Below are 16,073 nucleotides of genomic sequence, written 5' to 3' on the forward strand. Positions count from 1 at the left end.
ACAGAAAGAAGGCTACATATACAGGAATTGAATCTAATTAAATGCCTCCTTTTTAGGATGCTGCTGGGCTTTTAAAGTCTCTATTAAGGCATTCTAAGTAGTTTCCTAATAGCTGTTTCCAAAGCCTCCATTTGGCTACGAGGGCTGGAAGTCGCGCCGCATATACCAATAGTTTCGTTGACATCTTTGCTTTCAGGAAGCATATCACGAGTTAATTCAGAGAGATCTGAGAGAAAGTAACTTTGGGGATTTACTGCCTTACATTGAGTAAATAGCATGTGCCCATTAGAGCTCTTACGCCCTGCTACGAAGAAAATGCGCGAGTGCTGTGAGGCAAATGTGCGAATGCCGGGAATACGGAGTGCGACGGATCGGCAAATTGTGTCGTGGTAGAAGAAGGGTACTCCCTGTGCAATATTATTTTTGATATAATCAACCAAATCGCCAAAGGTGTCCAAGGGCATAGTCGTTTGGGATAGAAGCTCAATAGGCTTCATAAAGTCTAATTTTCTCGCTTGTTCAATTGAGGGAACCACAATAGCAGTTCCGTCAGTTTGCCCTACTAATCCATTAACTTCTGCATGTCCCGGTTTGCCAAAGATTACAATCTGCCACTCTTCTCCCTTATGGGCTTGATAGATTTCTCTAATAAAACGTTGAAGTTTGAGGACTACAGGACATGTGGCATCAATTATTTTTAATCCCTTTTCAGCAGCCATCAAGTAAACTTCAGGTGGTTCACCGTGAGCACGAAAGAGTACTCGTTTCCCGGGAGGCAGTGCATATAATTGTTCGTAGTCGATAGTAGTCATCCCCTTTTGCTCTAAGCGCTGTACCTCGCCTGTATTGTGGACAATATCTCCCAAGCAGTATAGATCGGGGGCGCGATTTACTTCATCCTCTGCCTTGCGAATGGCATTTACAACGCCAAAGCAAAAGCCGCTTTGCTCGTCTATTTCAATTGTTACCACGAATTCGATCTTGTGCTAAGCTTAAAAGAAGGGCGTTTTGCTCCTCTATTGTAAGAGACGAATTATCTAATTCAATGGCGTCTTCTGCCTTTGTCAATGGAGAAATAGCCCTTGTGGAGTCAATTCTATCGCGCTCTTGCACATTGTGGAGAACTGTTTCAAAATCAGTTTGTTCTCCTTTTGCTAATAACTCTTTGTAGCGACGTCGGGCACGCTCTTCCGGAGAACATACTACGAAAACCTTCAATTCAGCATCAGGGAAAACCGTCGAGCCTATATCCCTTCCATCCATTACTATACCTCTCGTCTTGCCAAAAGATTGTTGAAGTGAGGTGAGCTTGCTGCGTACAAAATCGATGGTACTAATTGGGCTAACTAACTCTGAAACAGCCATAGTACGAATATCGTCCTCTACGTCTCGTCCGTTGAGCATAGTACGTAACTCGCCATTTTCATCTCTTCGAAAAAAAATATCTATACTTTCCATAGCAGAGCGAAGAGGCTCTAAAAGAGGCTTTCCGTTTTGCCACATATTGTGCTCCATGGAGTATAAAGTAACGGCACGATACATGGCTCCACTATCTACATATATGTATTCTAAACTCTTGGCAAGTGCCTTAGCCATAGTACTTTTTCCGCAACTTGAATAGCCGTCAATTGCCACAATAATCTTTTTCTCGGGCATAAGGATATATATACTTTAGAAGTGTCTACGTGAATAGGAATTGGATTGACCAAAGTCAGTGCTTAAGGTAAGCATGATACTTAAGCCGGACGGATGGTATCTGGATGCTGCTATACTGACGCCAAGGTAGGGTAGTTGAAATCCTGTTCCTAAAGAAAACCCGGAAAGAAAATTTCCTCCCGAGACCTTCAGATCCTGTGCTAAGCGTGGATTGTAACCAAGTGCAACCCAGAAGCTCTGCTGATATTGATATTCTGCTGCCATTGTGAAATGGCGGAGTAGTTTGGAAGCAAACTTTTGGTCAGGGAGTTTCTCGTTTCTAATGGCTACCGGATTTAGTCCATATGCAGTGATGTGTATAGTAAAAGGAGCGTGGTGAAAAGTTTGGGAGTATCCCAATCGGAGATCCCATGCCGGCATAGGACGCTTTTCTCCCAAGCCTATAATAGTAGCACCTAAGTTAGTTAAGGCTGCACCCAAAGAAATCCCTTTTTCTCCATCATAGTAGCTTAGTCCTGCATCTGCTGCTATTGCAAAAGCATTGTAACGCTCTATATTGGCATAGATCATTTTGAGTGCCAGAGCACCACGTAATTTATTAGTCAAGTCGTAGCTGAAAAGCCCTTCCAAAGCTGCGTCTGTAGCTGAGAAAGTACCTGTGGATATGTTCTGTGCATCGTAAGACTCTATTTTTCCATAATGCATTGCACGTAATCCAATTGCCCAAGCCCCCCGATCGCCTACCGAAAGTCCATATAGGGCATTTACCCCATGCATAGAAAGCATGTAATTAAGATAAGAAAGAGAAAGCCGTCCTGTAACCTCCTGTCCATAGAGAGCAGGGTTATCGAATGGTAACCCATCTGTGCCATCTACTATGCTAAGAGTAATGCCTCCGGTTGCTAATGTATGGGCAGAAGCAGGTAGATTAAGAAACGTATAAGCTCCCTGTTTGCTTTGTGCTGAAAGCAGTGTGTAGGTGGCCAAACACAAAAAAAGAAATGCTATGCTTCGTCTTCCCATTTCCTTGGCATTATTGTCTTTCTTTTAGTAACGTAAATGTATTAGAATAATTGCAATAAGCACGATAGCAAGCAGTAAAACGCCTTGAGAGGTGCGCTTTAGTAAGTTGTCCAAGTCTTTTCCCTTCGTTTCTCTTAGTTGTGAGGAGAGACGTATCTCGTATAGGAAGAATATCATCATAATGAGAAAGTTCCAAATTGGACGATAGAAAGCAAGACATAGGATAGGGATAAGTACCGTATTGGTACGGTAGAGTAGAGGCAGGAGTTCTTTCCCATATATAACTGCTATAGTTCGCTTGTTTGCCCTACGATCTTCTTCTACATCTCGGTAATTGTTGACGATCAAAATATTGACTGAAGCTAAACCCATACAAGTGGCTAAAATAATCGCATCCCATGAAAGAGAGCCACACAGATAATAATAGCTCCCCATAGTGGCAGCCAATCCATAAAAAAGGAACACAGCCACATCACCTAATCCATGGTAGGCCAGTGGGAAAGGACCTGTTGAATAGGCGAATATGGCAATCATAATCGCAATTCCAAGGCCCAGGATCCACCATGAGAAATTTAGACAAAGCGCAATAATGCCAACAATAGCTGTTAGGACAACCGTTATGTATAATACTTTCTTTACTTGTCTTACAGAGAGGGCCCCCGTAGCTAAAGGGCGTGCAAAACCCACTCTATCCTCTTTGTCAGCTCCCTGCTTAAAGTCAAAGTAGTCATTTGCTACATTACATGCAATTTGTCCCATTATACCTACAAATAAAGGGAGAAGAGCATAATGCCAAGAAAGCGATGGTTCATTGGAATAAGCTAAAGCAATTGCTACTAAAATAGGACTTAACGATGCAGGTAAAGTGTGCGGTCGGCACAAATAGATAAGCTGTTTGAAGGTCATTATTTTAGTATATCTCAGGACTTTGTAGATTAATGTGTGCAAAGAGGTGATCACTAAGCGCTATCATGGCGCGCTTCTTGTCTTCAGCAGAAACAGCAATGATCAGACTACAGTTGCTGGTGCCATATGAAATAAGACGAATCGGCACATCATTAAGGGCTTCCAATATGCGTGCTTCAAAGCCCATACGCTCCCAATTCATATCCCCTACAATAGCAATAATGGTCATGTTGCGAGATAGGGTTATATTGGTTTCCTTCTGTGCTTCTTGTACAAAAGATTCAATTTGATGGGAATCTTCTAATGCAATCAGAAAAGTTTCTCCCATAGTGGCTATGTAGTCAGTTTTGAGATGGTGCTTCTTCAGTAAGTCTGCTATGTAGATGAGAAAATCTCCCAGCATGGGACGACCTACATTGGTGGGTCTACTGCTTATCGTAACGATTGAAATACCATCTTTAGCTGATACTGCCTTAATAATATCTCGATTTGTATCGTTAGATATAGTAGTTCCTTGTGCCTCAGGATCTAAAGTATAGAGCAGACGAATTGGAATACCGGCACGTCGAGCAGGCTCTATACAAGCCGGGTGAAGTATCTTAGCTCCAAAATGCGCTAGTTCTGCAGCTTCAGAAAAATGAAGTTTACGAACAGGCGAAGTTACATTCACAATGCGGGGGTCATTGTTGTGTAGACCATCTATATCTGTCCATATCTGTATTTCTTCAGCATCTGCAGCTTCCCCTATTAGTGTAGCTGAATAGTCACTTCCTCCTCGTCTTAGATTGTCAATCTCACCAAAAGCATTAACGCATATGTAGCCCTCAGCTAAGAATAGAGTATTCTCTCCCGGATTGCTGCTTAATAATGGTTGGAGATGGGTCGCAATATAATCAGGCTCTGGTTCTCCTTCATGATTGATACGCATAAAAGAGAGAGAGTTGAGATGCGTGGCAAATACTTTTTCATAATGACGAAGCGTAAGCAGCATGAGCTGAATACTCATAATTTCCCCTTTTGATAGGATACGCTTCTCATCATTTTTTGTAAAGGATTCGTTATGAGTCTGTGCTCTAAGCTCGTCAAATTGAGGACGTAACGCCAAGCGTGCTTGTGCCTTTAGATCCTCGTCATCAAAGAGTTCCTCAATAACCGTTTTATAACGCCGATCTAATAACTCCACGGCTTCGGCAGCCTCAGTCCACTTACCATCTGTAAGTAAATCAGAAAGGTGTACCAAGGCATCGGTTGTACCGCTCATTGCTGAGAGTACAACGATTTTTCTTCCCGGAACCTGCGATACTAAATGTGCTACAGACCTAATGCGTTGCGCACTACCTACTGAAGTGCCACCAAACTTGAGTACAATCATGCGCTTTGTGTATGTCTAAATGCTTTCTGTTTCATTTGCCACAGCTTCCATATCATCACCGCTGAGCAATGGGACAGATGTTGTGGATGTAAAGGCATCATTAAGCTCTGTAATAGAAGCACTCTCCCTATCTAATTGAAAAACTCTGCCGGGGAAGGAGTCAATGATATGCTGATTATGAGTTGACATAATCACAGCCGTTCCATCAGCTGTGATATCTTTGATTATTTGTCCTATTTGTACAGCAGTTTCTATATCCAGTCCTGCAGTAGGTTCATCTAAGATAACCAGTTGGGGGTTTTTAATGAGGGCCCTCGCTATACATACTCGCTCTGCTTCTCCACCTGAAAGTTCATGTGGCATTGCTGCTTTATAGGATTGCATGCCGACCTTCTCAAGAGCTTCATTGATGCGTTGCTGAAGTGTGCTCTTGCTCTCTTTACCTATAGCTTTAAGTGCAAAGGCCAAGTTGCCCTCTACATTACGGTCATAGAGTAATTGATGAGATGACTGAAAGACAATTCCCATACTGCGCCGCATCGTTTGACGCTGGCGGCGACTAATGGATTTTAGATCATAGCCAAGTACCTTAGCCTCCCCTTCTGATGAATGGGGTAACTCTCCATAAATCAACTCTAAAAGAGAGCTTTTTCCCGTCCCTACAGAGCCAGTGAGATAGACTAAGTCTTTTTTATGAACAACAAAATTAATATTCTTCAGTATCTGTCGTTGGTATCGCTCAATAGTGACACTACGCAGTACAACAGGATCTACATAAGTTGGTCTCTTCATAGTGGGTTTACAATGGCTTTTTGATAAAAGAGAGGTACTCTTTACAATCTTCAACTAAACGTATGGGGGTGTTTTCATTAAAGGTATCGTAAAAGGCATGACAACCTATATAGGTTGCATGTATGAAAGCAGCTATACCCTCGTATTGGGTCATGTAGGTCTTTAGTGGGTGGAGTTGTACCCCGCCTTCTCTGAACTCAGCTTCTTTGCCGCCACAAGAAACTGCGATGCCTAATTCCTTCCCTTCTAAGTGGTGGGCAGTGCCATAGGCCCAACCAAAAGTTAGCACTTCTTCACTCCATAGCTTCAGAATAGTAGGAGCTGAGTACCAATAAAGAGGAAATTGGAAGATAATGCGGTCGTGTTGCTCTAGGACGGCCTGCTCTGCCGATACATCTATGGACGTTCCCGATGGATAAAGCTCCGTGAGGTTACGCAAGGTTACCTCTCCACATACCGCCTCCGCCCAAGCTCTATTGACTACGGATTCCTTTAGATTGGGATGGGCTAGAATGACCAACGTCTTCTTTTTCATTTGGATAGATACTTATATCTGTGTTTGCTCTTAATGTACTGAGAGTCAGAAGGTGCTACTCCTCTATGAAAGCTATATACCTTTCGTTCAAGAGTTATATACCTTTCATTTGATAGGTATATAAGTATATAAGTATATAAGTATATAAGTATATAAGTATATAAGTATATAAGTATATAAGTATTCATCAATAGGGTATATACCTTTGGAACGCACGCTATCTCTCTTTAAATAAGGGGGGATCGGCCGAGGGCGAACCCACACGGTCAATCCCCGTAAATAACGTTATTAATGCTCCTCTATTAGAACGATACGCCTAACCCAACGTGGATAAGTGTGTTCTTAAACGAAGGCTTCAGGCTGTTCACGATACCGCCGATTCCTGAGTTGGAGTCGCTGCTGTTATCCTTAAACACTTCCAAGAAGCCGAAATCAGCTCCGGCAAACAGATAATAACGGCTATACATAGCGCGAACGTCCAAGCCCCATCCCATATCAAAGCGATTAGGCTTTGCCAGATTAGTTACGCCATCCTTAAAGAGATTGTAGCTTTCTCTTGCGCCCTTAAGGCCCGCTTTTGCCGTACCGCCCAAAGCTACTGCAAAATAGGGACCGGTTTGTAAAGCAAGCGCAACTTGCGGACTTACTTGGAACTTATAGCCTAAGTTTACAGGAATTTGGAGGTAATGTAAAGTGATGTTGGATTGTTCCGCATCCTTATCTGTTTCTTCGGTAAACGAAGTCCCCTTCATGGCAAAAGTAAGACCTGATCCTACATAAAGGCTGTTGTACACCGGTAAGTCTACATAAGCCCCAAAGTGGTAGCCGGTACGGGTTTTGTTATCAAGTTTGTAACCGGCAATGGCCATCTTTCCCAAATTAAAAGAGGCACCTGCTTCCACACGGAAATTTACGACTTGCGCCTTACCGGGGAGAATGGCGAGCAACAAGATGCTCAATGATGCAATTAATTTCTTCATACGAATCAATGTTCTAAGTTTTTTATTATTGGTTTGCGTTATGAGCTTTTTGAATCTGTTCGTACTTATCACCCATCTTAAGATTGTAATAAACGTTACCGAGTATATACCAAGCCTCTTCCGGATCATTCTGATAGGCTTTTTCCATAAGTGGGAGTGCAAGTTTGAAGTATTCTAATGCTTTGGCATCTGAAGCCGCATCAACCTTTTCGCCACTCTTTATACGAGCTCCTATGTTATAGTAGACACGTCCTAAGTTATAGATAGATTCTTTGAACGTGGGATCTATTTCTAATGCTTTCTTAAAGTACTCAATAGCTTTATTTTCATCAGAAGCTTCATAGAGCTTACCCATCACATCATAGAGCTGAGGATTGTTAGGTGACTTTGCTATTGTCTTCTCCAAAAGAGCAATGGCATCCTCTATTTTGCCCTGTTGTATGTATGTATTTGTCAGATTTACTGAAAAGTAAGGTTCATCAGGGAAAAGCTGCATACCTTCTTCCATTGTACGTACATAGCCTACTGTATCGGCTGTCTCAATATAGGTTTGTGACAGAATCTGATATAAGTCATTCTGACGATAGGGCACACTCTTTATGCTTTCAGCGAACCTGATAGCCTCTTCTTTCTTGTTTGCCTGATAGGCAGCAACAACTTGGAAGAAGTCAACCATCATACTATTGGAGTCTACTAAAGCAATGGGCTTTCCCGCAAAATCAGGAATAGCTTTAATAGCTTTGAAGTCGGAGAAAGCCTCAAGAGCTTTATCGTACTTTTGAACCTCCATGAAATACCCACCGGCATTGATGAAATAAAGTAGATTTTCTTCGTAAGCTTTCAATATGTTCTTAGTATATCGAGGGCGAATCTTTCCTTTTGCATTAGGTTGCTGATCCCTTGTGTATGCCTCTTGGTAGTACCCAAACATATCGAGCAAAGCATTGTTCATCATCGCTCTATCTTGTGGCTGTCCATCAAGGGCCTTAAGGTTTTCTTGTGTAAAGTTGCTTTCTTCTACAAAGCCGGCCACATACCATGTTTCGGCTGCATCCTTTGTCTCTACATTCTCAAGTGCTGACTTAATCAGTCCACGTGCATCATCGAACTTTGCATTTTTGCTTTTTGCGATTCTCTCTGCCTCTTTTACATTTTGCTTTTGAGCCTGCGAAACAGATACTGAGCCAAAGAGTAATGCTCCTGTAAAGAGGAATGTTATTACTGTGGATTTCTTCATTTTCTTGTTTCTTCAATTAGTTTTACTTGAGTTCATATTTATGTTAGATTCTTCTAAGCTCAGAGTGTTTAATCCTGTTCGGGTGCCATAGGGGTGTCAATAGCTCCATCCTCTTCGGTTTTGCCGAGATCTTCTTCTGGGTTGTAATCGTCGTTGTCTTCTTCTTCCTTGATCACGCTACATACCGATGCTATTGCATCATCTCCAAGATCTACCAATTTGACTCCTTGAGTAGCACGTCCTTGTACCGAAATCGTGTCTAATGATATGCGAATAGCGATGCCACTTCGCTTGATAATCATCAAATCCTCTTCGTTATTTACAGCTCGGAAGTCAACTAACTTGCCTGTTTTGTCTGTTATTTGTAGGGTTTTAACCCCCTTTGCCCCTCGCTTTGTAAGTCGGTAGGCATCCGGTAAGCTTCGTTTCCCGTAGCCGTTCTCACTAACTACTAATAGGTCCTCATCAGAGTCCTCACGAAGTACAACCATTCCGACAACGCAATCGTCGTTGTCATCGTCTAAGCGCATACCGATAACGCCTTGAGACGCACGTCCCATGGGACGTACTTGATCCTCTGAGAAATATACGGCACGACCATTTTTATTCGCTAATAGGATATGGCAATGTCCATTGGTAAGTCTAACCGTTACTACACGATCATTCTCCGCCAGATTTATAGCTTTGATGCCGTTACTGCGGGGGCGAGAGAAGTCTTCTAATATGGTCTTTTTTACTATGCCACGCTCCGTAGCGAATAATAAGTAGTGTGAGGATACAAAATCTACATCTTGATGCAGTTTCTTGATACGTATACATGCTGTAATACGATCATCGCTCTCCAAGTTAATTAGGTTTTGTATAGCTCTTCCTTGAGCTGTTTTATCACCCTCCGGAATATCGAATACTCTCAACCAGTAGCACTTTCCCTTCTCTGTAAAGAGAAGTAGGGTAGCATGCATAGAGGCTGAATAAATATATTCTATAAAGTCACTCTCTTTTGTTTTTGAGCCTTTGGCTCCCTTGCCTCCACGGCCTTGATTACGGAATTTACTGAGCGGAGTGCGCTTGATATAGCCGGCATGAGAGATTGTGATAATCATCTCTTCATCACTATAGAAGTCATAGGGGTCAAAGTCGTCTCCATAGCGTACAATCTCAGTACGACGAGCATCGGAGTACTTTGCCTTTACCTCAAGTAGCTCGTCCTTAACCACTCTCGTAAGTTCATCATGGTCGTTTAGAATTAGCTCTAATTCAGCAATTCTGATCTCAAGGTCATCATACTCGCTTTTAAGTTTATCGCGTTCCAGTCCTGTAAGGGCACGCAAACGCATATCCACTATAGCGCGCGACTGAAGCTCGGTCAAGTTAAATCTACTCTGCAAACGCTCCATAGCTTCCTGTGTATTGGAAGAGGAACGGATAATAGAAATAACTTCATCAATATTGTCCACTGCAATGAGTAAGCCTTGCAGAATGTGTTCTCTCTCGTGGGCTTTTTGTAGGTCGTAGCGTGTGCGACGCTCTACTACATCCTCACGATGCTTGACGAAGAGCTCTATCAAGCGGAAGAGGTTAAGCAATTCTGGCTTCCCGTCAACTAATGCAATATTATTTGTATTGAAGTTGCTTTGTAGTGCTGTATTCTTATATAGGTGATTGAGTACTACATTGGCGTTGGCATCACGTTTAATGTCAATGACTATACGCATACCCCCCTTACCGCTGGATTCGTCAGCTATATTGCTTATACCTTCAAGGCGTTTGTTATTCACCATCTCGGCTATACGCGTTACCAACTCAGCTTTATTGACTTGGTAGGGTATCTCCGTCACAATGATCCGTTCTCCACCCTTAGGGGTTTGTTCAATTTCGGTACGGGCTCTTAATACGATACGTCCGCGCCCTGTTCGGTAGCTTTCAGCAACACCTTCGTACCCATATATGATGCCACCGGTAGGAAAGTCCGGAGCCTTGATATGGCTCATCAATTCATCAATAGTGATGTCTCCTTTTGCGTCAATGAAGGCCACGCAAGCATCAATTGACTCACCGAGGTTATGCGGTGCCATATTAGTAGCCATACCGACAGCAATACCACTGGCCCCGTTAACGAGTAAGTTGGGAAATCGTGTGGGTAGTACAGTGGGTTCTAAGCGGGTATCGTCAAAGTTACTTTGGAAATTAACGGTTTCCTTGTCTATGTCACGCAGCAACTCGCCGGCAATTTCAGTCATTCTCGCCTCAGTGTAACGCATTGCAGCGGGCGAGTCTCCATCAATAGAGCCAAAGTTGCCTTGTCCATCTACTAATGGATAACGAATATTCCATGGTTGCGCTAAGCGCACTAAAGCGTCATATACCGAGCTATCTCCGTGTGGGTGATAATTAGCAAGTACTTCTCCTACCGGTTTTGCACTCTTTCTTGTGGGTTGATTGAATACATTGCCCATATCGTTCATCGCATATAAAACACGTCGATGAACAGGCTTCAACCCATCGCGCACATCCGGTAATGCTCGAGAAACAATAACGGACATTGAGTAGTCAATGTAAGCAGTCTTCATTTCCTGCTCAATGTCTATTTTCAATATCCTGTCTTCTCTCTCTTCAAATTCGTCCATATAGTTTTCTCTCCTTTTGTCTCAAACTGCGGTACGCGACCCGATATGGTACTCACCATTTTAGGGTCATAGGTCGGACCAGTTGATAAGCGTTGCTAAGTTACTACATTTAGTCCACATATAAGGCATTTTTACTTGTGAAAATGCTATGAGATCTTTGCAAAATACCTTATTTCTGGCATTATGATCTTGGATCTGACACGCTCATTTCCTTTTACGTATTCTACATGAGGATCTATTTTATCTGTATCTTTTGAGTAGAATATCAATATCTTTTGTTTGAAATATCAATATCTTTTGAGCAAAAGATCTGTACCTTTTGGAAATGTGTTTTTACCCGACTTGATTTTTTGATTTAAAGAAAAAGGGGCTGTCTACGTAAACAGCCCCTTTTGTAAGGTATGATCTCGAAAAGAGTGTATGTTATTCGAAATCGTAGGTCTGTACGAAGTGACAAGCGCTATTGAGCTGCTTGTACATCACCACATCCTCTTCAATGCGCGGATTGCCCTTGCGGAATGCCGTCAAGAGACGCTCTATCGTAGCGGACGACTTGAGCGGACGACGGAATTCGAGTGCCTGCGCGGCATTAACGAACTCGATAGCAAAGATTCGTTCCAGGTTTTCGATGATGAAGAGCAACTTGGTTGCCGCATTAGCACCCATCGAAACGTGGTCTTCCTGCCCGTTGCTCGATACAATGCTATCGGACGATGCCGAAAAACAGTACATCTTGTTCCTGCTAACCATAGCGGCAGCCGCGTATTGCGGTATCATCAAGCCACTGTTCAATCCGGGATTAGCAACAAGGAACTCGGGCAAATTGCGGAGTCCCAAGATAAGCTGCGCAGTACGTCTTTCGCTTATGTTGCCTAATTCAGACAACGCGATGGCAAAAAAGTCATAGACAATTGCCAGGGGTTGCCCATGGAAGTTACCGCCGCTCACAACTATATCTTCATCTGGGAAGACGGTGGGATTGTCGGTCACGGAGTTGATTTCCGTTTCAACCACCTTAGTCACGTAATCGAAAGCATCACGAGAAGCACCGTGAACCTGTGGCACACAGCGGAAACTGTAGGGATCTTGTACCTGCTTCTTAGGTTGTGCGGCAATTTCACTTCCTTCGAGGAGTTTACGCATACGCCGCGCTACGGTCAACTGTCCGGCATGCGGACGAATGAGTTGTAGGGAATCGCTGAAGGGTGCCAGCAAGCCATCATAAGCGTCCAAGGAGAGAGCAGCGGCATTATCGGCAACTTTAGCCAATCGTTTCGCCTGAATGAGTGCATAAACGCCATGCGAGCTCATGAATTGTGTACCATTAAGGAGGGCGAGACCTTCCTTGCTCTTAAGCGTAACGGTACGGATGCCGAGTTCGTCCAATACTTCTTTCGAAGCACGCTTCTCGCCTTTGTAGCGCACTTCCCCCTCACCGATAAGCGGCAAGAAGAGATTTGCCAGCGGTGCCAAGTCGCCTGAAGCTCCCAAAGAGCCCAAACTATAGACAATGGGCAGTACATCGCGGTTCAGTAGCTCAAGGATAGTTTCCACGGTTACTACCTGAACACCGCTGTGCCCCAGCTGAAGCGCATAAGCTTTCAGTAGAAGCATGAGACGCACTATATCGGGGCGCACTTCATCTCCCATGCTGCAGGCGTGACTCTTGACAAGATTTTCCTGAAGCGTAGTAAGCTGTTCAGTGGAAATGGAGCGGTTGCAGAGCGAACCGAACCCGGTGGTAACGCCATAGATGGGCACATCGCTCTCCTTTACCTTATTATCCAAGTATTCACGGCAATGGTTGATGCGCGCTTTTCCCTCCTCACTTAGGACAATAGGATAGCGATTTTTTAGCCATTCAGTTATATTTTCAATGGTGAGGGGCGCTTTGCCCAATTCGTGCAATATTCCGTTCATTTTATTCACAGGCTTTCTTAGTGTGGGCAATAACGTTCTTTTCGCGTCTGTTTACCTCTTCTTCCATCTTATCGGCTTCTTGGCTCAGCTTGGAAGCAAAGTCCCTATCCTTGAGAGAAGTTAGGTTGATACGGACATTAAACAATGCACCTACAATGGCACAACGAGCGCACATCATAGCCACACAGCCATCCGTTACGGCATTCTGGTTACCACGAGCCACAACGGCATCTATCATATCGAGCAAAGAGTATACACGACGAGCAACCTCCATAGGTACTTCGGCAGCATACTTAGTGCTTTCCTGAATAGCTTGGCTACGGGCAGCTTTTTCCTCATCGGTTTCTTTTGGGAGCTTAAAAGCGGCAAATACTTTGTCGTATGCATCGCTGTCGCGATCCACGTCCAGTACAAGCTCTTGCGCTATAGAGGCAGCCTTAGCGGCAATTTCCTTCATTTCGGCCTCACTATCAGCATATTTTTTTTTCCCGATGGTTAGGTTCGCCACCATTTGGCAGAGCGAAGCGGCAATAGCTCCGTTCAGTGCGGATATACTTCCTCCTCCGGGCACCGGCGCTTCTCCGGCCGTTTCAGCGAGAAAGCCCTTTACGGTTAATTCTGTAAGCATATGTTTGTTATTTCTATTCTTGTTCTATTTCGTTGCGGTACACAACCCCTCCCTTGATCGTAGCATCTACAAGGTTCATTCCAAAGTGATAAGAGAGGAACTTGTAGTTAGGCATACGCAAAAGGGCAAAGTCACCTTCCTTGCCCACTTCTATAGAGCCAATGCGATCGGCACGATGTAATGCCGCCGCTCCATTAAGAGTAAGTGCGGTAAGGGTTTCTTCTATGGTCATACCCATATATATCGTGGCAAGAGCCATAAGCAAAGGCGTAGAGGCACTGAAGCAGCTACCCGGATTAAGATCACTGGCGAGCGCTACGGCACAACCACTGTCTATCATCTTACGAGCCGGAGCATACTCGGCTTTTAGGCTAAATGCGGTGAGCGGCAACAGAGTTGCCACGGTATTTCCCTCTGCAAGATCGTGAATACCCTTATCGGAAATGCGGAGCAAATGATCCGCACTGAGGCATCCCAAGGAAGCGGCAAGCTCAGCGCCGCCGAAGGGCACGATTTCATCAGCGTGCATCTTCAGCGCAAAGCCCATCTCTTTGGCTGCAGTGAGCAGGCGAATTGTTTCTTCGTGATTAAAGACGCCCTTCTCCGTAAATATATCGCATGCTTCAGCCAATCCTTCTTCCTTAACGCGTGGCAGCATATCTTCAATGATATACTCTATATATGCCATATTGCGTCCCTTGTATTCGGGCGGAATGTCGTGCGCCCCCATAAATGTGGAGAATAGTGCAACGGGCTGTATTTCCTGCAGGCGACGCGTAACACGCAGCTGCTTCAGTTCGGTTTCCGTTTGCATTCCGTAACCGCTTTTGGCTTCTACGGTAGTAACGCCCATAGAGAGCATCGCCTTAAGATGCGCTAAAGCGCTCTCGGTGAGGCTATCCTCTGATGTAGAACGAGTGAGCTGCATCGTTTTTGCGATACCGCCTCCACGCTCCATAATACTCATATAGCTATCGCCGGCAAGGCGCCATTGGAACTCGTCTTCCCGATATCCGCCGAATACTAAGTGCGTATGGCTATCCACGAAGCCGGGAAGCAGTGCATTTCCCCCGGCATCCAGCACCTTGCAGCCTTGTGGCAATGCGCTCGGTAGCTCACTTTCCTTGCCCACAAAGGTGATAATGCCGTTTTCCACTATTACAGCGGCACCTTCAATTACCTTAAGGGCACCCATCGCCTCCTTACCCTTTCGGGCAGAGGAGCCGACAGGCGTTGCAAGCTGACCTATGTTTTTGATGCAAAGATTCGCTTTTGGAGTCATTACCACGTTACTCCATCAAACGAGTTTCCAGTATTTGATCTTCGGAGAAGTTTTCGATTCCGAGGTAATATTCCGCACACTGAACAAGCGCCATCATAGGTACCAAGCCGATTACTTCACTTCCTACCACTTCCACTCCGTAGCGTTTTGCTTCCATACGCACCATTTCGTGCGCACGATATACGGCTGTTTTGGTATAGTCGGTTAGGTTCATCGATACCTGTACGATGTTACGATCGTGCAGTTCTACACCCATAGCTTTGCAGAAGCGTAATCCGCCACCGATAAAACGTACTTTTTTGGCAATAGCATCGGCAATGGAAAGATCACTTGTATTGAGGTTTACGTTGTAAGCTACCAGCGGCATACGCGCACCTACGGCTACTACACCGGCTGTGGGGTGAATATCCTTCGGACCGAAGTCGGGAATCCATTCCGGTTCGTGTACCTTTTCAGCCATTCCTTCGAATTGTCCCTTGCGAATCTTAGCAAGATTTTCACGATGAGGAGCAGATGCACTCTTTTCATACAGGAATACGGGCACACCAAAACGTTCTCCTATTGTTTTACCTACTTCCTTGGACAGGGCAATAGCTTCGTCCATTTCCATATTGCGAATAGGGATAAAGGGAACTACGTCCACAGCGCCCATGCGAGGGTGCTGCCCTTCGTGCTTGGTCATATCGATCTCCTTGACGGCAACTTCGATCGCTTCATACAGCGCTTCGGTGAGAGCTTTCGGCTCACCGATAACCGTCACCACGCAACGGTTGTGATCTTCGTCATTGCTGTAGTTAAGCAGCTTAACGCCTTGTTTGGTACGGAACGGATTGACAATTCGTTCGATCTTTTCTTTGTCGCGTCCTTCGCTAAAGTTAGGCACGCATTCTACTATTTTCGTCTGATTCGCCATAGTGATTTATTAAGTGTTATTTTACTATTTTCTTTACTGTTTTCTGAGAAATGTAGTAGTTTATAAGTATAAGAGCTATACAAACCTACTGACCTGATTGCTAAACATACTCTTCTTTCATTACCAATAAAGGAGAATATCGACTTAATCCTCTGCGACACTTATGCCACAGATCTAATTTCTACTTGCTCCGCTTACAAAG

The 16,073-nt window shown here is 44.3% G+C and carries 14 protein-coding genes; all 14 read right to left on the minus strand.

The window, feature by feature from the left end:
- Positions 1-83: 83 nt before the first annotated feature.
- The 14 genes from ACLWMH_RS03680 to ftcD all read right to left on the minus strand — a co-directional run bounded on the left by ACLWMH_RS03680 (position 84) and on the right by ftcD (position 15,871).
- Positions 84-971, minus strand: coding sequence for a 4-hydroxy-3-methylbut-2-enyl diphosphate reductase (locus tag ACLWMH_RS03680; protein ID WP_411915396.1), 888 nt, complete (start codon positions 969-971; stop codon positions 84-86).
- A complete protein-coding gene (gene cmk, locus ACLWMH_RS03685; protein ID WP_411915397.1) occupies positions 958-1,656 on the minus strand; it encodes a (d)CMP kinase in 699 nt (232 codons plus the stop codon). The genes ACLWMH_RS03680 and cmk overlap by 14 nt, the downstream gene beginning before the upstream one ends.
- Positions 1,657-1,671: 15 nt before the next feature.
- Positions 1,672-2,679: a type IX secretion system protein PorQ gene (gene porQ / locus ACLWMH_RS03690; protein WP_411915398.1), complete on the minus strand. Its 1,008-nt coding sequence runs from the start codon at positions 2,677-2,679 to the stop codon at positions 1,672-1,674.
- 24 nt (positions 2,680-2,703) lie between these two features.
- Positions 2,704-3,585 carry a 1,4-dihydroxy-2-naphthoate octaprenyltransferase gene (gene menA / locus ACLWMH_RS03695; protein ID WP_411915399.1) on the minus strand — a complete coding sequence of 294 codons (882 nt, stop codon included), beginning with the start codon at positions 3,583-3,585 and terminating at the stop codon, positions 2,704-2,706.
- A gap of 4 nt (positions 3,586-3,589) precedes the next feature.
- Complete coding sequence (locus tag ACLWMH_RS03700) at positions 3,590-4,957, minus strand: aspartate kinase (protein WP_411915400.1); 1,368 nt, start codon at positions 4,955-4,957, stop codon at positions 3,590-3,592.
- Positions 4,958-4,972: 15 nt separating this feature from the next.
- Positions 4,973-5,749, minus strand: a complete 777-nt coding sequence (locus ACLWMH_RS03705; protein WP_411915401.1) for a cell division ATP-binding protein FtsE — start codon at positions 5,747-5,749, stop codon at positions 4,973-4,975.
- A gap of 7 nt (positions 5,750-5,756) precedes the next feature.
- The gene (locus ACLWMH_RS03710; protein ID WP_411915402.1) at positions 5,757-6,284 is read right to left on the minus strand and encodes an NAD(P)H-dependent oxidoreductase; all 528 of its coding nucleotides are present in this window, start codon (positions 6,282-6,284) and stop codon (positions 5,757-5,759) included.
- A 302-nt stretch (positions 6,285-6,586) separates the two neighbouring features.
- Positions 6,587-7,264, minus strand: coding sequence for a porin family protein (locus tag ACLWMH_RS03715; RefSeq protein ID WP_411915403.1), 678 nt, complete (start codon positions 7,262-7,264; stop codon positions 6,587-6,589).
- A 25-nt stretch (positions 7,265-7,289) separates the two neighbouring features.
- Positions 7,290-8,501 carry a tetratricopeptide repeat protein gene (locus ACLWMH_RS03720; protein ID WP_411915404.1) on the minus strand — a complete coding sequence of 404 codons (1,212 nt, stop codon included), beginning with the start codon at positions 8,499-8,501 and terminating at the stop codon, positions 7,290-7,292.
- Between the two features lie 68 nt (positions 8,502-8,569).
- Positions 8,570-11,128: a DNA gyrase subunit A gene (gyrA, locus tag ACLWMH_RS03725; protein ID WP_411915405.1), complete on the minus strand. Its 2,559-nt coding sequence runs from the start codon at positions 11,126-11,128 to the stop codon at positions 8,570-8,572.
- 423 nt (positions 11,129-11,551) lie between these two features.
- Entirely contained in the window at positions 11,552-13,048 is a 1,497-nt protein-coding gene (gene hutH / locus ACLWMH_RS03730) for a histidine ammonia-lyase (RefSeq protein WP_411915406.1), read from the minus strand.
- Between the two features lies 1 nt (position 13,049).
- Positions 13,050-13,676 (minus strand): cyclodeaminase/cyclohydrolase family protein, encoded by a 627-nt coding sequence (locus ACLWMH_RS03735; RefSeq protein ID WP_411915407.1) that lies wholly within the window; start codon positions 13,674-13,676, stop codon positions 13,050-13,052.
- A gap of 13 nt (positions 13,677-13,689) precedes the next feature.
- Positions 13,690-14,964, minus strand: coding sequence for an imidazolonepropionase (gene hutI, locus ACLWMH_RS03740; protein WP_411915408.1), 1,275 nt, complete (start codon positions 14,962-14,964; stop codon positions 13,690-13,692).
- 1 nt (position 14,965) lies between these two features.
- A complete protein-coding gene (gene ftcD, locus ACLWMH_RS03745) occupies positions 14,966-15,871 on the minus strand; it encodes a glutamate formimidoyltransferase (RefSeq protein WP_411915409.1) in 906 nt (301 codons plus the stop codon).
- Between the last annotated feature and the right edge of the window lie 202 nt (positions 15,872-16,073).

This window comes from Porphyromonas miyakawae (assembly GCF_045865415.1).
Classification (GTDB): domain Bacteria; phylum Bacteroidota; class Bacteroidia; order Bacteroidales; family Porphyromonadaceae; genus Porphyromonas; species Porphyromonas miyakawae.

Bases quoted from the DNA above. Each gene is read 5' to 3' on its own strand.
- cmk (WP_411915397.1), bottom strand. From the start codon at position 1,656: ATGCCCGAGAAAAAGATTATTGTGGCAATTGACGGCTATTCAAGTTGC.
- ACLWMH_RS03720 (WP_411915404.1), bottom strand. From the start codon at position 8,501: ATGAAGAAATCCACAGTAATAACATTCCTCTTTACAGGAGCATTACTC.
- ACLWMH_RS03715 (WP_411915403.1), bottom strand. From the start codon at position 7,264: ATGAAGAAATTAATTGCATCATTGAGCATCTTGTTGCTCGCCATTCTC.
- gyrA (WP_411915405.1), bottom strand. From the start codon at position 11,128: ATGGACGAATTTGAAGAGAGAGAAGACAGGATATTGAAAATAGACATT.
- ACLWMH_RS03700 (WP_411915400.1), bottom strand. From the start codon at position 4,957: ATGATTGTACTCAAGTTTGGTGGCACTTCAGTAGGTAGTGCGCAACGC.
- menA (WP_411915399.1), bottom strand. From the start codon at position 3,585: ATGACCTTCAAACAGCTTATCTATTTGTGCCGACCGCACACTTTACCT.
- ACLWMH_RS03710 (WP_411915402.1), bottom strand. From the start codon at position 6,284: ATGAAAAAGAAGACGTTGGTCATTCTAGCCCATCCCAATCTAAAGGAA.
- ACLWMH_RS03735 (WP_411915407.1), bottom strand. From the start codon at position 13,676: ATGCTTACAGAATTAACCGTAAAGGGCTTTCTCGCTGAAACGGCCGGA.
- ACLWMH_RS03705 (WP_411915401.1), bottom strand. From the start codon at position 5,749: ATGAAGAGACCAACTTATGTAGATCCTGTTGTACTGCGTAGTGTCACT.
- hutH (WP_411915406.1), bottom strand. From the start codon at position 13,048: ATGAACGGAATATTGCACGAATTGGGCAAAGCGCCCCTCACCATTGAA.
- ftcD (WP_411915409.1), bottom strand. From the start codon at position 15,871: ATGGCGAATCAGACGAAAATAGTAGAATGCGTGCCTAACTTTAGCGAA.
- porQ (WP_411915398.1), bottom strand. From the start codon at position 2,679: ATGGGAAGACGAAGCATAGCATTTCTTTTTTTGTGTTTGGCCACCTAC.